Source organism: Pseudobacillus sp. 179-B 2D1 NHS (assembly GCF_045370945.1).
In the GTDB taxonomy this organism is placed as follows: domain Bacteria; phylum Bacillota; class Bacilli; order Bacillales; family Domibacillaceae; genus Pseudobacillus.
This window is the reverse complement of the sequence record NZ_JBIQDP010000002.1, coordinates 179950-203525: the sequence shown is the minus strand read 5'-3', so window position 1 is coordinate 203525 and position 23576 is coordinate 179950. Positions and strand designations below refer to the sequence as shown.

Genomic DNA, 23576 nt, shown 5'->3' with positions numbered 1-23576 from the left:
GGTTAGTCAAGCTCAATTCCCTGCCGTGATCTTCACTAGCTAAGGAAAGGGATCATTTATTGTTTTACTTGTTTTTTATATCCCCGCTTACAAGCTTTGCCTGCTCTTAATTGTTGCTAGAGCAGGTTTTCTTTATGATCTTTTCTATAGAAAAACGAGCAGGCAGAGAGTTTGCAAGTTAATTTCATAAAGGTAAAATGGAATTAGAGAAAGAGGAGGCAAGGCAGTGAAAGAAATTTAATCGTAAGGAGATCATAATGACAAGACAAAAAATGGATGAGTCTAAATACATTCAGCAGCACTTAGCTAATGAACGGACTTTTCTTGCCTGGCTACGCACAGGCATTGCTGTGGTAGGCATTGGTTTTTTGGCGGTAACACTGCACTTTAATTATGAAGCGAAGGTGAGCAAAGTAACTGATGAAATATCTTTGCTTATGATGATATTTTCGATAACTGTCGGCCTGGCTATCTTGTTTACGGGGGCATTTAGCTATTTTATTAAACGGAAAGAAATTAACGCGGCCTCTTTTCGCTCATCAGCCATAATGATTGCTATTGTCACTGTTGCTGTCAGCATCCTCGTTTTAATGCTTGGTGTCTATTTTATATCGCTATTATGAGCTGCCAAATAGAAGAACGGCAAAGCTCTTGACGAACTATTTCATTTGTCTTAACATACATATGGGGGTATGCGGTGTGCTGAACGGCTATTAACATTCCCTTAAAATATACGTATCAACTGAGCTGGAGGGAACTATGGTTATTTTTCTAGGCGTGATCATGTTGCTGATGCTGCCTGTACTATATAAGCGTTACGTACCGGTTGCCGGAACAGAAGAGGTGAATGAGTGTACTAAAAACGAGAATGTCTTATTGGTTGATGTTCGCGATTTTCACGAAGCCAATCGAAACCCGGTTTCGTCAGCTGTTCATATTCCTTTGCCTTATTTAGCGCGGCAGCACAGGGAGATTTCTAAAAAAGCAGTAATCGTTATTGTATCGGATAAAGTGCTCCGTAATTTAAGCATTCGACAGCTGAAAAAATATGGCTTTGAAGTGAAAGGGTATTGCTGCAAAAAGAATGCTGCTTATTCTCCGCTATCGGCGTAGTATATTTATATTTTCCAATGACTGAAATGCAAGTTTCAGCTCGTTAAAGATTTTTTCCTGTTGGAGCACACAATTGAACAGTCCCAAGTCCATGTGAATTAAAAAAGCAGGCTCATTGTGCAAATGAGCCTGCTTTTTTATTGTTTTTAAAGTGAATTATTTGAGAAATAGAAGGAATAGATGTATGCAGATCAGGACGATTTTTGTACGAGCGATAGGCGAGAAGTTCACCGTTCCGATTAGTAACATCCAGCTGCAGGAGGTAGGAATCTCTCTTCTCCATATAATAGGAGGCCTGTTTGTCCTCTAACCTATAAAAGCTAAATGTGGTTCCTAGCCATGTTTTGGTAGTTATTTTCGTCTCAGGATGTGTGGAAATATACTCTTCCAGTTTGGCAATAGAAGTAGCGGGCGGGTTAGCTAACTCTATTGCTTTTTCTTTTACGTAATCTGCCGCCTGACTGAATGTATCTTTCGCTTTCTGAATGAGTTTATTTTTTTTCATTTGAAAACTCCTCCTTGTTTTTTATCTATATTCCCGTTTTTCTGATAGATTATCAGGAAACAAACTTCTGTTTGTTTAAAAAATTTTAATGAATGTGTATCAGGCCTGCGTGCTTGTCAAGGTTTGAGGTGAATGTGGCACAATTAAGGCTTCTATCTAGGATCACAAAATTTTCGAGAGCTTTTTAAAAGAAGGGTTTCTATTAATCATTCTCAAAAATAGATTAATTATATCCAAACAATATATTGTTTGGATTGATTGTTAGCACATACAATAATTATCAAGAAGAGACAAAATATTTTCTAAAGCAGTTTGAAATAATCCAACAGAAAAGAAAATAAAATATTAACTAGCGGAAAGGGTGAAATGGATCGTGCTCCCACCAAAACAAGGACTTTATAACCCAGACTTTGAACATGACGCATGCGGCATCGGGTTTGTTGCCCATGTTGAAGGAACGGCTTCCCATAGTATTGTTAAACAAGGTTTATCGATGCTTTGCCGCCTAGAGCACCGTGGCGGCCAGGGAAGTGATCCACTTACAGGAGATGGAGCAGGGATCATGGTCCAGCTTCCACATGAATTTTTTCAACTAGCTTGTTCACAACTGAGCATACCGAATAAAGGAGAATATGGTGTTGGAATGCTCTTTTTGCCAAGAGAGTCTGAAAAAAAGAGAAAATATGAAAACATGTTGAATGACATTGTTGCAGAAGAAGGGCAGGAGGTGCTTGGCTGGCGCACGGTACCTGCTGATGGCACTGCGCTTGGAGAAAAAGCAAAGAGAAGCCAGCCCGCTATTCGACAAGTTTTTATAAAAAAATCAGACAGCGAAATGAATGAGCAGGACTTTGAACGCAAGCTGTATGTAATTCGCAAAAGAGCAGAAAAAGCTGTTAGGGAGAAAGAAATGCCCTGTAACGAAACTTTTTACTTTTCCAGTCTGTCTGCCCGGACAATTGTTTATAAAGGCATGCTGACGCCGGATCAGCTTCTTGCCTTTTACTTGGACTTACAGAATCCTATTTTTCAATCAGCATTTGCACTTGTCCACTCCCGCTTTAGCACAAACACGTTCCCGAGCTGGGAAAGAGCCCATCCCAACCGCTACTTGATTCATAATGGTGAAATTAACACGTTAACAGGCAATGTAAATTGGATGAGAGCGCGTGAACAGCTCCTGACAGCAGACCCGTTTGGCACAGATATAAGCAAAGTTTTACCGATTATTGATGAAGATGGAAGCGATTCGTCTGCCTTTGATAATTGCCTGGAATTTTTAACCATATTCGGCCATTCCCTCGCGCATGCTGCCATGATGATGGTTCCGCAGCCGTGGGAAAAAGATGAGTCCATGGATGACGCATTAAGAGCTTTTTACGAATATCACAGCCATTTAATGGAGCCGTGGGATGGCCCGGCCGCCTTTGCTTTCACAAATGGGCTTCAGATTGGAGCGATGCTGGACCGTAATGGTCTGCGTCCAGCCCGCTACTATATAACAAAAGATAATATGATCATCTTTTCTTCGGAGGCCGGTGTGATTGAAATAGAAGAGGAGAAGATTAGCAGAAAAGAAAGACTGAGCCCGGGGAGTATGTTGCTTGTTGATTTAGCAGAGGGGCGGATTATAGAGGACGAGGAAGTAAAACGACAAGTTTCGGCGAGTGGTCCTTATCGTGAATGGCTTAATAAGGAATGTCTCAACATAGAACAGCTACCGGCCCCTCGCAAGCAGCCCGTTCTGTCTACAGCTGACCTCTTACAACTGCAACAGGTCTTTGGATATACGTATGAAGAACTGGTCAAACACTTAATTCCAATGGCAGTTGAAAAGAAAGAGGCGATTGCCTCCATGGGCAATGACACTCCTTTAGCCGTACTCTCAAACGCCCCCCAGCTTTTATATAACTATTTTAAACAACTGTTCGCTCAAGTGACGAATCCCCCTATCGATGCGATCCGTGAAGAGTTTGTTACTTCTACAATGACCTTTCTTGGAGCGGAGGGAAGCTTGCTTGAAGCGCAATCGAAAAGTTGCCGTCATATCCGCCTAAAAACACCTATTTGTTCAAATGAGGAATTGGCAAAGCTGCGTGATAACAAGATGAAGTCCTTTCAGGCCAAAACTTTCCCGATGTTATTTGAAGCAGAAGGAGGAACAGGAACATTACAAAAGGCATTACACACACTATTTCATTCTATAGACCAGGAAATTGAAAAAGGAATAACACTTGTTATTTTATCCGATCAGCCTGTTAGTAAAAATCTAGCACCGATTCCGGCTTTGCTGGCGGTTAGCGGGCTGCACCAGCACTTAGTGCGCCGGGGGACGCGCGCAAAGGTCAGTATTATAGCTGAAACCGGTGAAGCGCGTGATGTCCATCAGTTGTGCCTGCTGATTGGCTACGGGGCAGATGTGGTTAATCCATATCTCGCTTATGCCTCTATTAAAGAAATGGTAAAGCAGGGCGAGATTCAACAGATTAGCTGCACTGAGGCTGTTGAGAACTATATTCAAGCAGCTACAAGTGGGATTGTAAAAGTGCTGTCGAAGATGGGGATTTCGACGATACAGAGTTATCGGGGAGCCCAGATTTTTGAAGCTATCGGTGTTCACAAGTCTGTTATTGAGCACTATTTTACAGGTACAGCCGCCCGGCTTGGGGGAATCAAAATAGAAACGATTGCCGCAGAAACACTCATGCGTCATGAAAAAGCATTTTGCAGAGAGCAAAGTGAAACGCTTGAATCCGGGAGTGATTTTCAATGGCGCCATGGTGGTGAGGCTCATGCCTTTCGTCCGACGACGATTCATCTGCTGCAGCGAGCTTGTCGGGCGAACGACTATGAGTTGTACAAAAAGTATGCAGAGAAGGCGAATGAAGAGCAGCTTGTTTTTCTTCGCGGATTGCTCCAATTCAAAAAAACCTCCCCTATCCCAATTGATGAAGTAGAGTCCGTTGAGGCGATTTGCCGCCGTTTTAAAACAGGCGCGATGTCCTATGGTTCATTAAGTGAAGAGGCGCATGAAACGCTGGCTATTGCGATGAATCGGATTGGCGGAAAAAGCAATAGTGGAGAAGGTGGCGAACACGCCCGCCGGTTTGTTCCTGATGAAAACGGTGATTTGCGTCGCAGCGCAATTAAACAGGTTGCATCCGGCCGGTTTGGTGTAACGAGCCATTATTTGATGAATGCGGATGAAATTCAAATCAAGATGGCCCAAGGAGCCAAACCAGGAGAAGGTGGACAGCTGCCGGGAAGTAAAGTGTATCCGTGGATTGCGGAGGTGCGCGGCTCTACACCTGGAGTGGGGTTAATTTCTCCCCCTCCCCATCATGATATTTATTCGATTGAAGATCTTGCCCAACTCATTCATGACTTAAAAAGTGCAAATCCTTATGCGAGGGTCAGCGTGAAGCTTGTAGCCAAAGCAGGTGTGGGAACGATCGCTGCTGGGGTGGCAAAGGGATTAGCGGATGCGATCCTGATTAGCGGTTCGGAAGGCGGAACGGGAGCGGCGCCGCGCACGAGTATTAAACATGCGGGCATACCGTGGGAAATTGGATTGGCAGAAACGCATCAAACTTTGCTGTTGAACGATCTTCGCGATCGGGTGGTAGTAGAGGCGGACGGCAAGTTAATGACTGGCCGAGATGTCGTAATGGCCACATTGCTTGGTGCTGAAGAATATGGCTTTGCAACCGCTCCTCTCGTCGTTCTTGGCTGTGTACTTGTTCGTGCCTGCCATTTGAATACCTGCCCAGTTGGAATTGCGACGCAAAATCCTGCCCTGCGTGAGCAGTTTCTTGGGAAGCCAGAACATGTTGAAAACTTCATGCGTTTCATTGCGCAAGATGTCCGGGAAATCATGGCAGAGCTGGGGTTCCGAACGATTAATGAAATGGTCGGCCGGACAGATGTATTAATAAAAAGTGAAAGGGCCAACACTCATTGGAAAGCGAAAGATCTTGATCTATCAGCGCTTCTCTATACCCCTTCTTCTGCAAAAGCTGTTGCTATGCACAATTGCCGTACACAAAATCATCGTCTTGAGCAGTCGCTTGATTACAGGGAGATGTTACGAGTTTGTCAGCCAGCTCTTGAACAGCAGAGGCCAGTCAAAGCCAGTTTCTCCATTCAAAATGTTGACCGGACAGTGGGGACAATGTTAGGCAGTGAAATAACAGAGCGATACGGAAAAGAAGGGCTTCCCGCAGATACGATACAGCTGAAATTTACTGGATCAGCTGGCCAAAGTTTTGGGGCCTTCCTGCCGAATGGCGCCACGATGACGCTGGTGGGGGAAGCGAATGATTATGTTGGCAAAGGATTGTCAGGCGGAAAAATCATTGTAAAAACATCTGAAAAATCAATTTTTGTTCCTGAACAAAATACGATTATTGGCAATGTTGCTTTTTATGGAGGAACAGCAGGAGAAGCTTATATCGGCGGCTTGGCGGGCGAGCGTTTCGGGGTGAGAAACAGCGGTGTGAGTGCAGTCGTTGAAGGGATAGGCGATCACGGATGTGAGTACATGACCGGAGGGCGGATCGTCATACTTGGATCTGTCGGCAAAAATTTTGCAGCAGGGATGTCGGGAGGAACGGCTTACGTCTATGTAAAACAACGAGCCACTTTCTTGAAAAACTGCAATCAGGAACTTGTTTATCTTGAATCGCTGCAAGTGAATGAAGAACAAGAAGAAGTAAAGCAGCTTATTTTGAACCACTATCATTATACCAATAGTTCAAGTGCCTGGCGTATTCTGCAAAATTGGGAGAAACATTTAACAAGATGGGTGAAAGTCATTCCGAAAGAATATAAGCGAATGATCGAAGATGGGGAATCGCCTGTTGCGCTGACGCGTTAGCATCTGGAGGACTGAGCCCACGGAAAGGAGCTATGATATGGGAAAGGCGGCAGGATTTATAGAGTATAAACGTGAAGTGCCGGGCGAACGGGATCCAGGCGCTCGGCTAAGCGATTGGAAAGAATATCAACAATCGCTGCCAGAGGGAACATTGCAAAAACAAGGGGCTCGCTGTATGGACTGCGGCACTCCCTTTTGCCATACGGGGGTCCAATGGTCTCATTCAACAATTGGCTGTCCTCTATACAATTTAATCCCGGAATGGAATGATCTTGTATACCAAGGGCGTTGGCAAGAAGCGCTGAATCGTTTGGTAAAGACGAATAATTTTCCGGAATTTACTGGGCGAGTATGCCCCGCTCCATGCGAGGGTTCTTGCACAGCGGCCATTAGTGATTCGGCCGTAGCGATCAAAAGTATTGAAAAAGCGATTGTTGATAAAGGCTTTAAAGAAGGGTGGATCATTCCGAAGCCGCCAAGATTTCGAACAGGAAAAACAATTGCAGTGATCGGTTCCGGTCCCGCGGGGCTTGCCTGTGCTGATGAGTTAAATAAAAAAGGGCATTCTGTTACTGTTTTTGAGCGTTCTGACCGGGTTGGCGGCCTGCTTACGTACGGCATTCCAAATATGAAGCTTGAAAAGGAAGTGGTAGACCGCAGAGTGCGACTGCTGGAGGCGGAAGGGATTCAGTTTGTTACGAATAAGGAAGTAGGAAAAGATATGAGCGTTAAACAGCTGCAAGAACAATATCATGCTATTGTTCTGTGCACCGGTGCTCAAAAACACCGTGATTTGTCGATAGAAGGCAGGGGGCTGGCTGGGATTCATTTTGCAATGGATTATTTAACGAATGCAACGAAGAAACTGCTGAATGAGCGCTCTTTAAAGGAAAAGGCTATTTCAGCGACAGGAAAGGACGTCATTGTTATTGGAGGGGGAGATACTGGAGCAGATTGCGTGGCAACCGCTTTGCGTCAGCGCTGTAAAAGCGTGGTTCAATTCGGCAAGCATCCGCAGCCACCCACAACACGGCCAGCGGGCAATCCGTGGCCAGAGTACCCTCATATATTTTCCCTTGATTATGCCTATGCAGAAGCGAATGCTCAACTGGGAAAAGACCCGCGAGAGTATTCTATTCTTACTAAAAAGTTTATCGGGGATAAACAAGGACGCGTCAAAGAGCTTCATACGGTTCAAGTGCAAAAAGTAACCGATGGAAAGGGTCAGCTCATTCTTCGGGAAGTACCAGGAAGTGAGAAGGTATGGCCAGCGCAACTTGTATTCATTGCCGTTGGTTTCAGTGGACCTGAAGAAGACGTTATTCAGGCCTTTCAATTGACACAAGATAAGCGCAGCACAGTGCAAACACCGGCAGGAGGATACTCGACGAATGTGAAGGGAGTATTCGCCGCTGGGGATGTACGCAGAGGACAAAGTTTGGTTGTTTGGGCTATCCAAGAAGGGCGCAGTGCAGCCTGGGAATGTGATCGCTATCTGATGGAAAAGGCAGCACAACTATAAATAAAATGCAACGTGAGGGAGAGAAGAATATGGCGCAGTTTAGCAAAGAAGAGATTTTTAGATTAGTTCAGGAAGAGAATGTGAAATTTATCCGTCTGCAGTTTACAGATATTTTGGGTACGATTAAAAATGTGGAGATTCCTTCATCGCAGCTAGAGAAAGCGTTGAGCAATAAAATGATGTTTGATGGTTCCTCTATTGAAGGATTCGTCCGAATTGAAGAGTCAGATATGTATTTGTATCCAGATATAGATACATTCGTTATTTTTCCTTGGACGGCCGAAAAAGGGAAAGTTGCCAGATTTATTTGCGACATTTATCATCCGGATGGCACGCCCTTTGAGGGAGATCCCCGCAGCAATTTAAAGAGGATACTAAATGAAATGAAAGAATTAGGGTTCACCAATTTTAATGTTGGGCCTGAACCAGAATTCTTTCTGTTTAAGTTGAACGAAAGAGGAGAACCAACACTTGAATTAAATGACAGTGGCGGCTACTTTGATCTTGCTCCTACAGATTTAGGCGAAAACTGCCGACGTGATATTGTGCTTGAGCTGGAAGAAATGGGATTTGAGATCGAAGCTTCCCATCATGAAGTCGCACCTGGCCAGCATGAAATTGACTTTAAGTATACCGATGCTGTGAAAGCTTGTGATGATATACAAACATTCAAATTGGTTGTCAAAACGATTGCCCGTAAGCACGGTCTGCATGCGACGTTTATGCCGAAGCCACTGTTCGGTGTGAACGGCTCTGGGATGCACTGCAACTTGTCTTTATTCAGGGATGGGGAAAATGCTTTTTACGATAAAAATGGAGATTTGGAGCTGAGTGATACTGCCAGACAATTTGTGGCTGGGATTTTGAAGCACGCTCCAAACTTCACTGCTATCACCAATCCGACAGTTAATTCATATAAAAGATTAGTTCCTGGATACGAAGCTCCTTGTTATGTAGCTTGGTCAGCTAGAAATAGAAGTCCCTTGATTCGCATTCCTGCTTCCCGCGGAATGAGTACACGGGTAGAGGTGCGCAGTGTGGATCCTGCGGCTAATCCATATTTGGCAATGGCCGTCCAGCTTGCAGCCGGATTGGATGGTATTAAAAATCAATTAACACCACCGGAAGCTGTCGATCAAAATATTTATGGAATGTCCAAAAAAGAGCGGGAAGACAACAATATTGTTGATTTGCCGGCTACTCTTGCCCAGGCAATTAAAAATTTTCAAGGGGATGAGATAATGACCAAAGCTTTAGGTCCTCACTTGTGTGAGCATTTCATTGAAGCGAAAGTAATTGAATGGGATTTGTTCCGTACGCAAGTGCACCCATGGGAGCGCGAACAGTATATCACACAATATTAAAAGTGGGGATTGTCCCCGAAAAACTTCATAGAAGAGAGTGATCACGAGTGTGTGGGATAACAGGATGGATTCATTGGCATCAGGATTTGACAACTCAAGCATTCATCGTGGAAAAGATGGCACATACATTGGCGAGACGCGGGCCAGATGCTTCGAACGTGTGGAGCGACCGTCATGTGTCTTTCGGTCACACTCGGCTTATTGTTGTAGATCCTGCTGGCGGAAGCCAGCCGATGGCAAAAGAGGTAAATAAGAAAAACTATACAATCGTTTACAATGGAGAGCTTTATAATACAGAAGACCTTCGTAAAGAATTAGTGAAGACAGGTCATGTTTTTCGCTCTCATTCCGACACGGAAGTGCTGCTGACGGCTTATATAGAGTGGGGAGAGGAATGTGTAAATTATTTAAATGGAATTTTTGCTTTTGCTGTTTGGGATGAAGAAAAAGAGCAGCTTTTTATTGCAAGAGATCGTCTCGGAGTGAAGCCGCTTTTCTACAAGGAAGGGAATGGATCATTTTTATTCGGTTCTGAATTGAAAGCGATTCTAGCCCATCCGGAAGTGAAAAGTGAGGTAGACAGAGAAGGCCTTCAAGAGGTGTTTGGGTTAGGACCGTCCCACACTCCAGGTCAGGGGGTTTTTCGCGGAATCAATGAGCTAAGGCCAGCCCATGCGCTTACTTATTCCCGGAGAGGATTGAAGATCTGGCGATATTGGAATGTAATGAGTAAAAAACACGATCAATCATTAGAAGAAACAGTGGAACAAGTTCGATTCCTTGTAAAAGACGCTGTTGAACGGCAATTGACAGCTGATGTACCGGTTTGCACGTTTTTATCTGGTGGAGTCGATTCGAGTGCAATCAGCCAGTTTGCGGCCGACTTTTTTAAAGAAAAGGGCGATGGGGCACTCCATACGTACTCGATTGATTATGTTCATAATCATCATTACTTCCAATCAAGCACTTTCCAGCCTGATGAAGACAGACCGTGGATTGAAAAGATGCAGCAGCATTTAGGAGCGGTCCACCATGCGGCTGTCATTCAAAACGATCAGCTGGCTGACTATTTAATGGATGCTGTAAAAGTGAGAGATTTGCCAGGAATGGCGGATGTTGACTCTTCCTTGTTATGGTTTTGCGAACAGATTAAACCGCGATTTACGGTTGCTTTATCCGGTGAGTGTGCAGATGAAATTTTTGGGGGGTACCCATGGTTTTATCGAGAAGAGTTGCTGAATGATAAAGGATTCCCGTGGATGAAATCACAAGATGAAAGGCAGCAATTGCTTCTTCCGTATTGGCAGCAGCGACTGGATCTCACAAAGTATGTAAGAGACCGGTACGAAGAGACTGTTCGGGAAACACCTCAGTTAGATGGAGAAAGCTCATTGGAAGCACGCCGCCGGGAAATGTTTTATTTGAATATGACATGGTTTATGACAACGCTGCTGGAGCGTAAAGACCGCATGAGCATGGGGGCGAGTCTAGAGGTGCGAGTTCCGTTCGCTGATCATCGGCTTGTGGAGTATGCCTGGAACATTCCATGGAACATGAAAATGCTGAACGGGCGGGAAAAAGGAATTCTACGTCGCGCTTTAGAAGGAGTGCTGCCTCATGATGTGCTTTACAGGAAAAAGAGCCCTTACCCAAAAACCTATCATCCAGAATACACAGCACGGGTAAAGAAACAGTTAACGAACATCATCGATACTCCATCATCTCCTATTCTTGAACTGCTCTCAAAAACAAAAGTGGCAGACATTATTCACTCAAATGGCTCCTCCTTCAAAGTGCCCTGGTTTGGCCAGCTTATGACAGGGCCGCAGCTCATTGCCCATCTTATTCAAATCAATGAATGGCTCGAACATTACAACATTAATATTATTGATAACTAAAAAACAGGGTCAGTTCCCACTGTGCCCATGCACTACCGCAGTGGTGAGCTGACCTGAAATAAAGGAGGAATGTGAATGGATGATTTGTATTGGTTAAATAGTGTATGGATCATGCTAGGGACCATTTTAGTTATTTTAATGCAAGGCGGTTTTATTTTGCTGGAGGCTGGATCAACACGAATGAAGAATGCGGGACACATCGCTGGAAAGACGATTTTTACGTTTGGAATTGCTTCAATTGTGTTTTGGGCGGCAGGATACGGTTTTATTTTCGGGGAGGATGCCAACTTTTTTATTGGGATGTCTGACTTTTTTTATTCCGGTTATGAAGTAGAGGCGACAAGCTATTCCACTGCCGTATTTTTTATGTTTCAGCTGGCATTTGCAGGGATCGCTCTGACGATTGCTTTCGGTGGATTTGCCGAGCGGGCTAAGCTTTCCGTTTATCTGGCTTTTGCTCTTATTTTTTCAGCGGTGATTTACCCTGTTGTAGCTCACTGGATATGGGGGGGCGGCTGGCTGGCTGCGCACGGAAAGCAAGATTTTGCCGGCTCAACAGTTGTTCATTTGACGGGAGCGATGGCTGCTCTTGCAGCTACTATTCTATTAAAACCGAGAATTGGTAAATATAATAAAGACGGGACGGCTAACAACTTATCTGGGCATAATCAAGTGTTCACTGCTTTGGGCGTGCTCATCTTATGGGTTGGCTGGTTTGGTTTTAATGCGGGAAGCACACTAGGAGTGGAAGATGGTTTTTTCGGATTTGTCGCTCTGAATACGAACGTAGCTGCGGCTGCAGGAGCATTTAGTGCCTTAGTCATTTCGTGGATTGTGTGTGGAAAACCTGATGTCCCAACAATGTTGAATGGCGCGCTTGCCGGACTTGTTGCCATCACAGCTTCATGTGCTTTTGTCGAAACATGGGCAGCGCTTGCTATCGGTTTGGTAGCTGGAATCCTAGTATTTTATAGTGTAAGATTTTTTGAGAAAATAAAAGTGGATGATCCGATCTTTGCTCTTTCAGTCCACGGAGTTGCTGGTGTGTGGGGAACGTTATCAACCGGTTTGTTTGCCACTCCAGAGCTAGCAACTGTTGGTCAACCCGGTCTCCTCTATGGTGGCGGGCTAACGCAGCTTGCTGTACAAGCAATGGGAATCGCTGTATCAGGAGCCTATGCATTTGCTGTTTCATTCGCTGTTTTAGTGATCCTGAAAAAAATGATGAATGGACTGCGAGTGACGGAAGAAGAAGAGCTCGTAGGTCTGGATTTAAGTGAGCATGGCAGTTACGGGTATCCTGAAGCATTTACAGTGAAAGAGCACAGGCTAGCGAAATAGCTTTTTTATTTAGTTGAATAAACCATTAAAGCGATAGAGGACGGGCCTACTATAGCTCATCAGTTAAGTGCTGGTGTAAGATGCAGATGAACGGCTAGCGAGGGGGAGCCCATACTGCTGTTAGGTGTACAGGGCCACTCCGGCTAGACCGGAAAGAATAATGACAACTGCAGGATGAAGATGCAATCTAGTTAATGCCAGCAAAGAAAAAATAAATATTAGTAAAAGACTAAATGATCCGTTGGACAAAGGAGTAGCCATGCCGCTGGAAACGGCATGGTCTGGTGAAGCATTGATTATAGCCTTCGAGTTATAAGGTGACAATAAGTTTAGTTATTTTAAAACCTCAAACAAGCATAACCCCGTTCTAAATTTAGGACGGGGATAAAATATAGTTGTTTCATTTCTAATATAAGATCCTTCACTTTACTTAAAAATATAACAATACAGTTATTTAAATCTAAATATTATTCCATTGTTACGCCCGATTGTTAAAGTTTGGTTCCAGTATAAAGCGCATTTTCATAAAAACCACAAAACCATTAAGATTTCTCCCCAATTTTAGTCAGAATCACATTAGCTGCTTCTACAGCACCGCCGGCATTTTGAAAGGATTCTGACAGTTTCTGTGCATTTCCCTTATATGTCCAATTTGTCAGCACCTCAGCTACTGCTGTTGCTAAATAGTTTGGCGTCGTCCTCTTTAGTTTCAATCCTGCACCCAGTTCGGCAACTCGGTCGGCCACTAATTTTTGTTCGCTATGTTGCGGGAATAAAACCATTGGAACTCCGAAATACAGACTTTCATTTACACTGTTCATACCACTATGGGTAATAAATACGTCTGCTGTCTGTAATATCGATATCTGGTCTACGGAGTTTTTTACTGTGAAATTTTCTGGTATGTTACCAAGAGAAGAAATCTCAGTTTTTTCACCAACTGACATCACAATATCATAGTTCGTCTTTGCAAATGCTTTGATACAGTTTTGGTAAAAATCCTGATTTTGATTAAGTACAGTTCCGAGGGAAATATAGACGACCTTTTTATCTTTTTTAGCGCTCTGCACCGGCGAAGACTGCCTAATGGATGGCCCAACAAAAGCATATCGCTCAGAAAAGGTATGAGCCATCGGCTGGAATTCTTTTGACGTATAAACAATGGTGTCCGTTTCATTATCGTTTTGAACAATCGACACAAAATTCTCTACTTCATAACTATGATTTTTTAGTAAGTGAATTTTTTTGTTAATTCGCGGCATGCCCACGACCATTCTCCATAACTCCAGGAAACTCGGCTTCATCAGTTTTGCTGTATGCTGATTAAAAGAAAAAGAAGTAGTCGAACAAATATATCGGATTCCTAATTTTTGGGCAAATAATTTGCCCCAAAGACATAAAGAGTCGAATACGATGCAATCTGGATGAATAGCCTTTAATTCTTTGCATACCTTTTCATCCAAAGCAATGGTCGTATCAGCAACCATTTCAATCAGTGCCGCAAAATCTTTACCAGCCTTACGGGCCAATTCTTTTTGCGATAATTGAGGCAAGAATTTATCACAAGCAATGTACGTGGCACCCGCACTCTCTATTTTTTCCTGAAATTCTGAAAAGGAGTAGTACCAAACTTGATGGCCCCTTTTTACTAGCTCGGTTACCACCGGAATGGTCGGATTAGTATGACCATGCGCGGGTATCGAGAAAAATACGATTTTGCTCATTCTGACTCATCTTCCGTCAGTTCAGCTTTTCGGATCATCTCCGCAAACTCCAGGAAACTCTCACTTTTTAATATAGCCATTCCTTTTGTCGCATCTTCTCCCAAAACGATCAGCTTATCACCAGCATGAATTTGATACATTTCTCGTGCTTGTTTGGGAATCACAATCTGTCCCCGTTCCCCTACCTTTACCACACCAAAGAACTGCTTTCCTTTGGGCCCGAGCTGATTTACCTCTTCCTCACTCATATTACGAGATAATTGATCCATGGTTACTTGAAAAATATCAGCAAGTATCTTGCACTTATAAATATCGGGTGCGGCTTCTTCGTTTTCCCACTTTGCTATGGTCTGTCGTGATACGTTTAACTTCTCAGCTAATTGTTCTTGACTTAGTTTATGCTTTTTACGCAAAATACGAATATTCATACCAATCATGTCTTTCATCTCCTTATATGTTTAAATATATAAAAGGATGAAGGTGAAATCTATCAACAGTTCGGAACATTTTTTGTTAAAAATCGTGGCAAAGTACTTATGCATTTTATGCAGCTTATCAAGTGGAAAGCTTAGAATCGCCTCTTCAAATAAATTAAGTCGCATACACTTTACTTCTAGATAACGAAGAGATGATACAAACAGCGATATCCATACTTGAAATAATCGAATATAACACTAAATGGCCCGATTGCTGAATAGCATAACTGGGGTTTTTTTAACAACTTTACTATTTTTTAAGCACCTTTATTGTTGCTTAACGCTCCTCAAACGAGAAAGCATCCTGATGCTTCTTTGCTCGGGGAGTGTTCTTTCTGCTTCATATATTTTTTATTTGTTTATTTACCCCCTCCTTTAATCTAATTAAATATAAATTTCTCGGATGGATTTAGGAAGCTTTTTTCTTTGAGGCATTTACGGTGAATCTAACATACAAAAAAGGTCTTCTTTTCTCTATGTCAATGATTTAAATGAAATGATGTAAGTTCTCATTTTTTAGAAAGGTTCGTCCATCAAACAAAAGTATGTACTTGAAAAGGTCATAATATTTAAATAAGCTGAAAAGGTAGCGAAATATCTATACAGTACAGACTGATAAAGTACTGATTTTTAAAGTACTATACGTAGTTGAAAAGGAGAGAAGTCTATGAAATTGCAAGTTAAAGAGCAAATTGCAGAGTGGTTTGATTATTTTCATCAGCACCCTGAAGTGAGTTGGCAAGAAGAGGGCACCACACAAAAAATCACGGAGATTTTAGATGAATTAGGTGTGTCTTACCGGCGCTTCTCTGATGTAACAGGGGTCATTGCAGAAATTGGAGAAGGGGATCAAACAGTGGCCGTCCGTGCTGATATTGATGCATTATGGCAGGAAGTGGATGGGGTGTTCCAAGCCAATCATTCGTGTGGGCATGATGCTCATATGTCGATGGTATTAGGTGCCCTTCTTCAATTGCGAAATGAACCACTCAATAAGAGAATACGCTTTATTTTTCAGCCGGCTGAGGAAAAAGGCAATGGTTCGGTCGCTATGATTGAACGCGGGGCAATGGAAGAAGTGACACATCTTTTTGGTGTGCATGTACGTCCGGCAGAGGAGCTTTCATTTGGACACTTTGCCCCTGCTATTTATCATGGAGCCGGCATTTTCCTGGAAGGAAAAATTATTGGAGTAGATGCCCATGGAGCACGTCCTCACCAAGGAAAAAATGCCATTGATGTGATTGTTGCCTTTCATCAATTGATCAAGTCCATTTACCTGTCACCATTCGAAACCTATTCGGCTAAATTGACAAAAATTGTAGCCGGGGGAGAAAGTGTTAATATTATTCCGGGGACGGTTGAGTTTTCTGTTGATGTACGCGCTCAGAAAAATGACACATTGCGAGTTCTTCAGGAACGCTTGACAGAAGGCTTGGAAGGATTAAAAACGCTCTATGGTGTGGAGATAGAAGCGAATTGGATTGACTATACTCCGGGAGCAGAAGTATCAGAAGAAGCGGCATCTGTTGCGGAGGAAGCTATTCGTTATGTAGCAGGAGACCAGGCTGTTGCCCCACCAGTCGTTACTTCTGGAAGTGATGATTTCCATTTTTATACGATTAAGCATCCGGAAGTGAAAGCGACGATGATCGGTGTGGGAGCGGATTTAGTACCAGGATTGCACCATCCCCATATGACATTTAACCGCTCTGTATTATATACAGGTGCGCAAATTTTGGCAGAAGCACTTAAGAGGGCTTAGCAGAATAAAAGTTTTTGTGAAAAAATAAAAAATCGAATTGACGTACAGCCATTGACCAGTTATTATTACCCTATTAACGTCTATTATGCGACAATTGAAAGTTTTCGAAAAAAGAAGGATTGGGGTAAGATAATGAAAAAAGAGATGTCTTTTTGGGTAGCCATTATTCCGCTGGCTGTTATGATTACTGTCATGGCGATAGCAGTAATAGCTTTAGATCAGGGACCGCACATTCCATTGATTGTCGGTACGACGACAGCCGCACTTGTTGCCTGGCGTTCAGGTTTTAAGTGGGACGAAATTGAAGAAGCTATGTATAAAGGGATACGCCTTGCGCTTCCGGCTGTCGTTATTATTATGCTTGTTGGTTTGACAATCGGGGCTTGGATCGGTGGAGGCATTGTAGCGACGATGATTTATTATGGATTGAAAATCATTACACCGTCATTATTTTTAGTATCCATTACGATCATTTGTGCCGTCGTCTCTTTAGCGATCGGAAGCTCTTGGTCTACAATGGGGACAATTGGCGTAGCAGGCATGGGGATCGGCCTAAGCATGGGAATTCCGGCACCGATGATTGCAGGGGCTGTTATCTCTGGTGCTTATTTCGGAGACAAAATGTCACCGCTTTCAGATACAACGAACTTGGCTGCGGGCTTAACGAATACGGATTTATTTGTTCATATTCGCCACATGTTCTATACGACGATCCCGGGATTAATTATCACGTTAGCTGTATACGCGTTTTTAGGAAAAGATTTTGGTAAAAGCGGAATGGATACAGCTGACATTCAACAAACAATGACGGTGCTTCAAGATAGCTTTGTCATCTCACCATTTTTAATGCTTATTCCATTACTCGTTATTGTGTTGGTAGCCAAAAAGGTGCCTGCGATTCCTGCACTTATTATCGGAATTATCCTCGGTTTTGGCTCTCAAGTCTTTATTCAAGGAGGCTCTTTTACAGGGGCGATTGCTGCCCTGCAAAGCGGTTTTGTTATTGATACCGGAAACGAGATGGTTGATAACTTATTTAACCGCGGCGGTTTAGATTCAATGATGTATACCGTTTCCATGACGATTGTGGCTATGACTTTTGGAGGCGTTCTAGAGTATACAGGAATGCTTGAAGCCATTGTCAAACAAATTTTAAAGCTGGCAAGAACAGGAAAAACGCTTGTGGCATCAACGGTGGTTTCTTGTTTTGCGACAAACGCTTCTTGTTCCGAACAATATATTTCTATCGTTATTCCTTCAAGAATGTATGCAAAAGCTTATCAGGAGAAAGGGCTTCATTCGAAAAATCTTTCGCGTGCTCTTGAAGATGGAGGAACGCTAACTTCCGTGTTCATTCCATGGAATACGTGCGGAGTGTTCATACTCGCAACGCTTGGTGTTCATACATTTGATTATGCGCCGTACGCGATACTGAATTTCGTGGTGCCAATTCTTTCTATTATTTATGCGTTAACTGGATTCTCTATTGTCAAGCTGACAGATGAAGAGAAATTAGCCTTAGCACAGCAAGAGGAAACGACATTAAATCAATAGAATAAAGGAAAGAAAAAGTTCCTTTATGTGAACTTTTTCTTTCCCTCAATTAATAGATAGGGATATTCAGTTCATAAATAGAGCGAGGCCGCCCTTGTTGGTAAGTCATTTCTTCACCAACAACTTTAACAAAGCCATGATCGACGAGTTTTTTTAAGATCCGCTCCGTTGACCGGCGGGTGACTTGCAAATAGTCTGATAGATCGGCAGCTGTAAAGTGAAGAGATGGACGGGATTTGCCAAATTGAATAACCTTCGATATATTTGCAGGACTCAGCTTTGTTTCTTTTGCTATTTGAAGCAATGCCGGATGATCGTTTTTTAACCGTTGTGTTTTCTTTTCTTTTGGAAAAGGTCCGAGAAGTTCTTTATCTTCTGTTAGAATGTATCCGCAGCTTTCATGTTCATGATGGGCCGCAAAACTGTTTGCAATTTTTGCATGTTGACTGGCCTCGGCTGCTGTCAATCCGTATCCAAAGCCTACTGTTACAGGGCTCTGCCACTTGAGAAGGAATTCATAGAAATCGTCGCTGTTCATGATGATTTCAACATCGCCGCGAGTACTATATAGCAAAAAAGTAGCTTCTGCTGATTGTTGAATAGAAGCATTCATTTTATGCGCAAACGCTTCTAAATACTCTTCCTGAATATCTTCTGTTTTCTCTAAGGAAATATAGCCGGCTGCAACTGTAGCGGATTGGCTTTTGGTTAATTCTGCTCGAGCTTTGGCATCTTGTAAGCCATGTATCAATGATTTAACGGGATCGATCATTCTTTGGGCGGGAACACCTAGCTGTTGGAGCCTGTCATACACAGCATGAATACTTGTTAACGCCAGTTCTATTTTTCCAGCTTGAAAGCGGGAATAATGAAAATGGACAATATCATTGATATCAAATTTATTGGGCAGTTTATCCGCATAATCAATCACATGAAGAGGGCCATTGCGAAAGCCGATATCAGCAAGGATGTTTTTAATAAATGAGGATTCAGTTAAATCAATGGAAATCCGCTCCATGGAAATCTGCTTATGAGAGATAAGAGAAAGAAGAGAAATGGCAATAGCCGTTTCATCCTGTTCTAAATAGAGAGAGGGAATCGGCATTGACTCGTGAACTTCCTTTGAAAAATAATAAGGTAAAGCTCCTGAAAAAAATAAAACATCGCAAGGTTTTACTTGTTTGACCAGCTCGGTGGCTTCTTCTGGCCGATCATATACATATGGCTCAATCTCAACTTCTCCGACTTGGGGGGCTATAGAAGAAATAGTACGGATAAAATCAGCTGAACCGATTACAGCAATTTTAATGGTCATAATTCCAGCTCCTATATGAATAAAAAATTTTTATTATTTAGCGTCTATTTAACGATAACTATATCAAATAAAAAAAACAATTGTAAACTGAAAGGAAGAAAACTTGATGAAGATTACAGCCATCCATTTATACGCTACACATTTCCCTTTGCATACTCCATTTATCGTAAGCTATCATACTTATGATTATATGCCATCTATTATTGTGAAGGTAGAAACAGATGAAGGAATTACAGGATACGGAGAAACTGTAGCGGATGAACACGTAACAGGCGAAACGTGGGAGGGAGCTTTTTATACGCTTAAAAATACTCTAGCTCCTGCCGTATTAGGAAAAAACCCGCTGGAGATTGAAAAAATACACGATATTATGAACAAGGCCGTTTATGGAGCACCAGCTGCAAAAGCGGCTATCGATATAGCTTGTTTTGATATTCTCGGCAAAAAGCTAAAACAGCCTGTCTATCAGCTTATTGGCGGCCGTTATCACGATGAATTCCCAATCACACACGTATTAAGCATTGCCGAGCCTGACTATATGGCAGAAGAAGCAGCCACTAGGGTCGATCAAGGTTATCGATCATTTAAAATGAAAGTCGGAAACGACGTCAAAAAGGACGTCGAACGAATAAAAGCTGTACGAGCAAGAGTAGGAGAGGATATTGCGATTCGGGTAGACGTCAATCAAGGATGGACAAACAGCGCGACGACACTAACGGCGCTGCGTGCCCTTCAAGAAGTAAATCTTGATTGGCTGGAGCAGCCAATTTTAGCGGATGACATCAATGGCATGGCATTTATCAGATCAAAGACGGATATTCCTTTAATGATTGATGAAGGATTAAAAGGCCCCCGGGAAATGCGAGAGATCATTGAAAAACAGGCAGCTGATAAAGTAAATATTAAATTAATGAAGTGCGGCGGCATTTATCCTGCGGTAAAATTAGCCCATCAAGCCGAAATGGCCGGGCTTGAGTGCCAAGTTGGTTCGATGGTTGAATCGTCTATCGGTTCTGCCGCTGGATTCCATGTTGCTTTTTCAAAAAAGGTAATTACAAGTGTTGAGTTAACAGGTCCTTTAAAGTTTTCTAAGGATGTAGGGAACCTTCATTATGATGTTCCGTTTATTAGATTAACGGAACATCCGGGGCTTGGTGTCGAAGTAGATGAAAAAACATTAACGGAGCTAACTGTTTTTGAAGCGACAGTCTGTTAACAGAAGGGAGAATTTTAGTGAGAGTCATTCATGAGGGAAGATTAGGTACGAACAATCAATCATTTAATGTTTTGCGGCTATCTATGGAGCATATAGAGCCTATTTTAGAATTACAGCAATCGGTCATTGAAGTTTTGGAAAACAAAGAGATATTGCAGCCGCTTTCCTATGAGGAATTTCAGTATATCCTTGAGGGAAAGGGCTTGATGATTGGGGCGTTTACAAACAAAAAATTGATTGCTTTCCGAGCGTTACTGGTGCCGCCAATAGATGAGGAGCATCTCGGGTGGGATATTGGATTGACAGAAGAAGAGCTGCCAGGTGTAATTTATCAGGAAATCTCGAATGTGCACCCCGATTATCGCGGAAATGGCTTGCAAAAGCTTTTAGCTGCCTGCATCATGCAAGAGCTAGATCTACTTGAGCCAAAGTACAAGTACGTTTGCTGTACAGTAGCGCCATTTAATATTCCGAGCTTAAAAGACAAATTCGCTCAAGGAATGGAAATTGCTGCGTTAAAAGAAAAGTATGGCAGCCGGCTTCGTTATGTTTTTGTAAAGGAACTGAAGAAAGACAGCACCGAAAAAGAGTGGACATTCACAACACGCCGAATGGACGACACGGCTGGGCAGCAAGAGCTGCTTAAGCAAGGGTGGAAGGGCTTCCGCATGGAAACTCGTGAAGGCACACAATGGGTTGAATTTAGAAGAGAAGTGCAGTAAGATTTGCTGCTATCGCGTAATAAATATTTAATAGAGTAGGGCGTTGCTTTTACTACAGACAAACCATCTATTCTTTCCTAATAGGATTGAATAGGTGGTTTTTTATATGAATTAGCATGATAAGGGTTAAAAAATTAGAATATTCAAACTTATTAGGCTGTTGTTTGCAATCGTTTATTTTTTTATTATTTGAATACGGAAAGTAATTCAGAACATTTCAACAATTATATTGAAAACGTTCTCATTCATTTAAATGAATCAGTAAATTCTCACTAAATTATTGGAGGCTGAAGAAAATGAATTTTGGTATTTATGTAGAGATGCAAAACCCTGAACAATATAAGAAGCCACATGCGCAAGTATACAGAGAAATATTAGAACAAATTGAGCATGCAGACAAACGGGGATTTAGTACCTTTAATACACTTGAACATCATTGGTTTGAAGAATTCTCGATTTCGGCGAACCCGATGGCTCTTTACTCAGCAGCGGCACAGCATACAAGCAATATTCGTTTTAGAACTTGTTCACATGTACTTCCATTGCATAACCCGATGGTGTTTGCCGGCCAGGCCGCTGTAACAGATATTTTAACAGGGGGAAGATTTGAATTTGCAGTAGGTCGCGGTCATGCTTGGGTGTTCCCTAAAGCCTCTATCCCGCTAGAAGAATCAAGAGGCCGCTTTGTTGAATCGCTTGAAATTATCGAAAAAGCATTGGAAGAAGAAGTATTCTCTTATCACGGAAAGTATTACGACGTAGAGAATGTGAGAGTAGTTCCGCGCCCAACGAAGAAACCAAGAATTTTTACAGGCGGAGCGAGCAACCATAATTATGAGCTTGCCGGGAAAAAAGGCTGGGGGGTACTGATCACCCCAATGCTGCCGTTAGAGCACGTATTAGGCCAGCTTGATATTTATCGCAAGTCATGCAAGGAGCACGGAAATACGCCGGACATCGTTTACGTTCAAGCGTTATATCTCGATGACGACGGCGAGAGAGCCAGGAAAGAAGCAGAACCATATATTTTACAGTTCATGAAAGGAAATGTGTCACCGGCAAAAGAGCTTCCTCCTAAAGAAGAAATGATCAAAAAGGACTTTGGCTTCTATGCTAGCGGCGCCTTAGAGTCATTAGCGGATATTCCATATCAAAAATTAATTGATGACGAGTATGTATGGGTTGGATCTCCAGATGAAATTCAACCAAAAGTTAAGAAAGTCATTGAAGCTTGCCCTGATTTATCGGAAATTGCCCTGCTCTGTACGTATGCGGGAATGGAGCATTGGAAAACAATCCGTACACAAGATTTATTCAGCCAGCAAATTATGCCTCATTTTCAAGAAAATAAAGAAGAAGCACTCGTTCGTTACTAACAAAATAGAAGGCTGCTTCAAGAAGAGGGACGTGTTGAGGCAGCCTGAACAAAAAGAAAGAACGGAGTGACAAAGCGTGAACCAATTAATAACAGGAAAAATCATTCAGGGAGAAGGAAAAGCAAAACATCTTGGTTTTCCAACGGCCAATGTTCTTTGTCATTGTAAATTACTAAATGGGGTATATGGCGTCATTATACGGCTTAGGAATGAACGATATGCGGGCATCATGAATATCGGAAATAAGATTACGTTTCATGACCAGTTTCCCACTTCAATAGAGATTCACATTTTTGATTTTAATAAACAAATATACGGTGAAATGATTGAGGCAGAGATTGCCTTCTTTATTAGGGAAGAGCAAAAGTTTCCTTCTGTGGAAGATTTAATTACTCAAGTAAAGGAGGATATTGCCTATGCACGTAGCCGATTTGCAAAAACGGGCATCCGGGTGTCGAGTTGAACAGATTATTCATTTGCCTGACAAAAAATTCGTCGACTGGTGTGGCGAGCATTATGCCATTAATCGGGGGGTGTTCAATGTTATTGACCGCTGGTTTTTTGATTATGGATTGACGAACATTTTACAGAGGCGGCAAACTATGGTGCAGTTTTTGCAACATTTTCATACTGTCAATAAGGTGGATTCCAAAAAAATGTATGTTCAATTCGGAAAAGGCGGAGTGAAGAAGAGCCTTTATTATTTTGTAAATCAATGTTTAAAATAAGTAAAAACAAAATAATGAGGGTGATATTGTAGCCATGAAAGCAAGCGATTTGAGTTTAGACCACTTTATAAGCATCTCAGA

18 protein-coding genes are annotated in these 23576 nt (G+C 42.5%); 14 read left to right on the top strand and 4 right to left on the bottom strand.

Translation table 11 applies throughout. The annotated features are described in order from the left end of the window. Window positions 1–257 precede the first annotated feature (257 nt). Window positions 258–623 carry a YidH family protein gene (locus ACH0BF_RS03340; RefSeq protein ID WP_120036664.1) on the top strand — a complete coding sequence of 122 codons (366 nt, stop codon included), beginning with the start codon at window positions 258–260 and terminating at the stop codon, window positions 621–623. 136 nt (window positions 624–759) lie between these two features. Then, window positions 760–1113: a rhodanese-like domain-containing protein gene (locus ACH0BF_RS03335; RefSeq protein WP_120036666.1), complete on the top strand. Its 354-nt coding sequence runs from the start codon at window positions 760–762 to the stop codon at window positions 1111–1113. A 112-nt stretch (window positions 1114–1225) separates the two neighbouring features. On the opposite strand, the gene ACH0BF_RS03330 is transcribed toward ACH0BF_RS03335, so the two are convergent. Further along, a complete protein-coding gene (locus ACH0BF_RS03330; RefSeq protein ID WP_120036668.1) occupies window positions 1226–1618 on the bottom strand; it encodes a hypothetical protein in 393 nt (130 codons plus the stop codon). A gap of 361 nt (window positions 1619–1979) precedes the next feature. On the opposite strand from ACH0BF_RS03330, the gene gltB reads away from it, so the two are divergent. From gltB to ACH0BF_RS03305, 5 genes are all read left to right on the top strand, one after another. Continuing rightward, entirely contained in the window at window positions 1980–6494 is a 4515-nt protein-coding gene (gltB, locus tag ACH0BF_RS03325; RefSeq protein ID WP_340855210.1) for a glutamate synthase large subunit, read from the top strand. Between the two features lie 37 nt (window positions 6495–6531). After that, window positions 6532–8016 carry a glutamate synthase subunit beta gene (locus tag ACH0BF_RS03320; protein WP_340855208.1) on the top strand — a complete coding sequence of 495 codons (1485 nt, stop codon included), beginning with the start codon at window positions 6532–6534 and terminating at the stop codon, window positions 8014–8016. A 29-nt stretch (window positions 8017–8045) separates the two neighbouring features. Beyond that, window positions 8046–9380: a type I glutamate--ammonia ligase gene (gene glnA / locus ACH0BF_RS03315; protein ID WP_340855206.1), complete on the top strand. Its 1335-nt coding sequence runs from the start codon at window positions 8046–8048 to the stop codon at window positions 9378–9380. A gap of 47 nt (window positions 9381–9427) precedes the next feature. Beyond that, window positions 9428–11278: an asparagine synthase (glutamine-hydrolyzing) gene (gene asnB / locus ACH0BF_RS03310; protein WP_406908840.1), complete on the top strand. Its 1851-nt coding sequence runs from the start codon at window positions 9428–9430 to the stop codon at window positions 11276–11278. Window positions 11279–11353: 75 nt separating this feature from the next. After that, a complete protein-coding gene (locus ACH0BF_RS03305; RefSeq protein WP_340855200.1) occupies window positions 11354–12619 on the top strand; it encodes an ammonium transporter in 1266 nt (421 codons plus the stop codon). A gap of 542 nt (window positions 12620–13161) precedes the next feature. Here the strand turns inward: ACH0BF_RS03305 and ACH0BF_RS03300 are convergent. Together ACH0BF_RS03300 and ACH0BF_RS03295 are read right to left on the bottom strand one after the other, a co-directional pair. After that, on the bottom strand, window positions 13162–14343 hold the full coding sequence (locus ACH0BF_RS03300; protein WP_340855198.1) for a macrolide family glycosyltransferase: 1182 nt from the start codon (window positions 14341–14343) through the stop codon (window positions 13162–13164). After that, window positions 14340–14780: a helix-turn-helix domain-containing protein gene (locus ACH0BF_RS03295; protein WP_340855195.1), complete on the bottom strand. Its 441-nt coding sequence runs from the start codon at window positions 14778–14780 to the stop codon at window positions 14340–14342. The genes ACH0BF_RS03300 and ACH0BF_RS03295 overlap by 4 nt, the downstream gene beginning before the upstream one ends. 706 nt (window positions 14781–15486) lie before the next feature. Between ACH0BF_RS03295 and ACH0BF_RS03290 the strand changes: the two genes are divergently transcribed. Next, entirely contained in the window at window positions 15487–16584 is a 1098-nt protein-coding gene (locus ACH0BF_RS03290; protein ID WP_340855193.1) for an amidohydrolase, read from the top strand. A 132-nt stretch (window positions 16585–16716) separates the two neighbouring features. Beyond that, window positions 16717–18138, top strand: a complete 1422-nt coding sequence (gene nhaC, locus ACH0BF_RS03285) for a Na+/H+ antiporter NhaC (protein ID WP_340855190.1) — start codon at window positions 16717–16719, stop codon at window positions 18136–18138. 49 nt (window positions 18139–18187) lie between these two features. Here the strand turns inward: nhaC and ACH0BF_RS03280 are convergent, their stop codons facing one another. After that, window positions 18188–19453 carry a transcriptional regulator gene (locus tag ACH0BF_RS03280; RefSeq protein WP_406908837.1) on the bottom strand — a complete coding sequence of 422 codons (1266 nt, stop codon included), beginning with the start codon at window positions 19451–19453 and terminating at the stop codon, window positions 18188–18190. Window positions 19454–19559: 106 nt separating this feature from the next. Here ACH0BF_RS03280 and ACH0BF_RS03275 point away from each other — a divergent pair, with 106 nt between their 5' ends. From ACH0BF_RS03275 to ACH0BF_RS03255, 5 genes are all read left to right on the top strand, one after another. After that, window positions 19560–20669, top strand: coding sequence for a mandelate racemase/muconate lactonizing enzyme family protein (locus tag ACH0BF_RS03275; RefSeq protein WP_406908879.1), 1110 nt, complete (start codon window positions 19560–19562; stop codon window positions 20667–20669). Between the two features lie 17 nt (window positions 20670–20686). Continuing rightward, on the top strand, window positions 20687–21391 hold the full coding sequence (locus ACH0BF_RS03270; protein ID WP_406908836.1) for an N-acetyltransferase: 705 nt from the start codon (window positions 20687–20689) through the stop codon (window positions 21389–21391). A gap of 296 nt (window positions 21392–21687) precedes the next feature. Further along, window positions 21688–22767 carry an LLM class flavin-dependent oxidoreductase gene (locus ACH0BF_RS03265; RefSeq protein ID WP_340855178.1) on the top strand — a complete coding sequence of 360 codons (1080 nt, stop codon included), beginning with the start codon at window positions 21688–21690 and terminating at the stop codon, window positions 22765–22767. 76 nt (window positions 22768–22843) lie between these two features. Next, window positions 22844–23230 carry a riboflavin kinase gene (locus ACH0BF_RS03260; protein ID WP_120036692.1) on the top strand — a complete coding sequence of 129 codons (387 nt, stop codon included), beginning with the start codon at window positions 22844–22846 and terminating at the stop codon, window positions 23228–23230. Next, on the top strand, window positions 23184–23495 hold the full coding sequence (locus ACH0BF_RS03255; protein WP_120036694.1) for a hypothetical protein: 312 nt from the start codon (window positions 23184–23186) through the stop codon (window positions 23493–23495). The genes ACH0BF_RS03260 and ACH0BF_RS03255 overlap by 47 nt, the downstream gene beginning before the upstream one ends. Window positions 23496–23576: the final 81 nt, after the last annotated feature.

What these genes read in the sequence shown, in the direction of transcription:
- ACH0BF_RS03340 (WP_120036664.1), top strand. Translation starts at nt 258, where the DNA reads ATGACAAGACAAAAAATGGATGAGTCTAAATACATTCAGCAGCACTTA.
- ACH0BF_RS03335 (WP_120036666.1), top strand. Translation starts at nt 760, where the DNA reads ATGGTTATTTTTCTAGGCGTGATCATGTTGCTGATGCTGCCTGTACTA.
- ACH0BF_RS03330 (WP_120036668.1), bottom strand. Translation starts at nt 1,618, where the DNA reads ATGAAAAAAAATAAACTCATTCAGAAAGCGAAAGATACATTCAGTCAG.
- ACH0BF_RS03320 (WP_340855208.1), top strand. Translation starts at nt 6,532, where the DNA reads ATGGGAAAGGCGGCAGGATTTATAGAGTATAAACGTGAAGTGCCGGGC.
- glnA (WP_340855206.1), top strand. Translation starts at nt 8,046, where the DNA reads ATGGCGCAGTTTAGCAAAGAAGAGATTTTTAGATTAGTTCAGGAAGAG.
- ACH0BF_RS03305 (WP_340855200.1), top strand. Translation starts at nt 11,354, where the DNA reads ATGGATGATTTGTATTGGTTAAATAGTGTATGGATCATGCTAGGGACC.
- ACH0BF_RS03300 (WP_340855198.1), bottom strand. Translation starts at nt 14,343, where the DNA reads ATGAGCAAAATCGTATTTTTCTCGATACCCGCGCATGGTCATACTAAT.
- ACH0BF_RS03295 (WP_340855195.1), bottom strand. Translation starts at nt 14,780, where the DNA reads ATGATTGGTATGAATATTCGTATTTTGCGTAAAAAGCATAAACTAAGT.
- ACH0BF_RS03290 (WP_340855193.1), top strand. Translation starts at nt 15,487, where the DNA reads ATGAAATTGCAAGTTAAAGAGCAAATTGCAGAGTGGTTTGATTATTTT.
- nhaC (WP_340855190.1), top strand. Translation starts at nt 16,717, where the DNA reads ATGAAAAAAGAGATGTCTTTTTGGGTAGCCATTATTCCGCTGGCTGTT.
- ACH0BF_RS03280 (WP_406908837.1), bottom strand. Translation starts at nt 19,453, where the DNA reads ATGACCATTAAAATTGCTGTAATCGGTTCAGCTGATTTTATCCGTACT.
- ACH0BF_RS03275 (WP_406908879.1), top strand. Translation starts at nt 19,560, where the DNA reads ATGAAGATTACAGCCATCCATTTATACGCTACACATTTCCCTTTGCAT.
- ACH0BF_RS03265 (WP_340855178.1), top strand. Translation starts at nt 21,688, where the DNA reads ATGAATTTTGGTATTTATGTAGAGATGCAAAACCCTGAACAATATAAG.
- ACH0BF_RS03255 (WP_120036694.1), top strand. Translation starts at nt 23,184, where the DNA reads ATGCACGTAGCCGATTTGCAAAAACGGGCATCCGGGTGTCGAGTTGAA.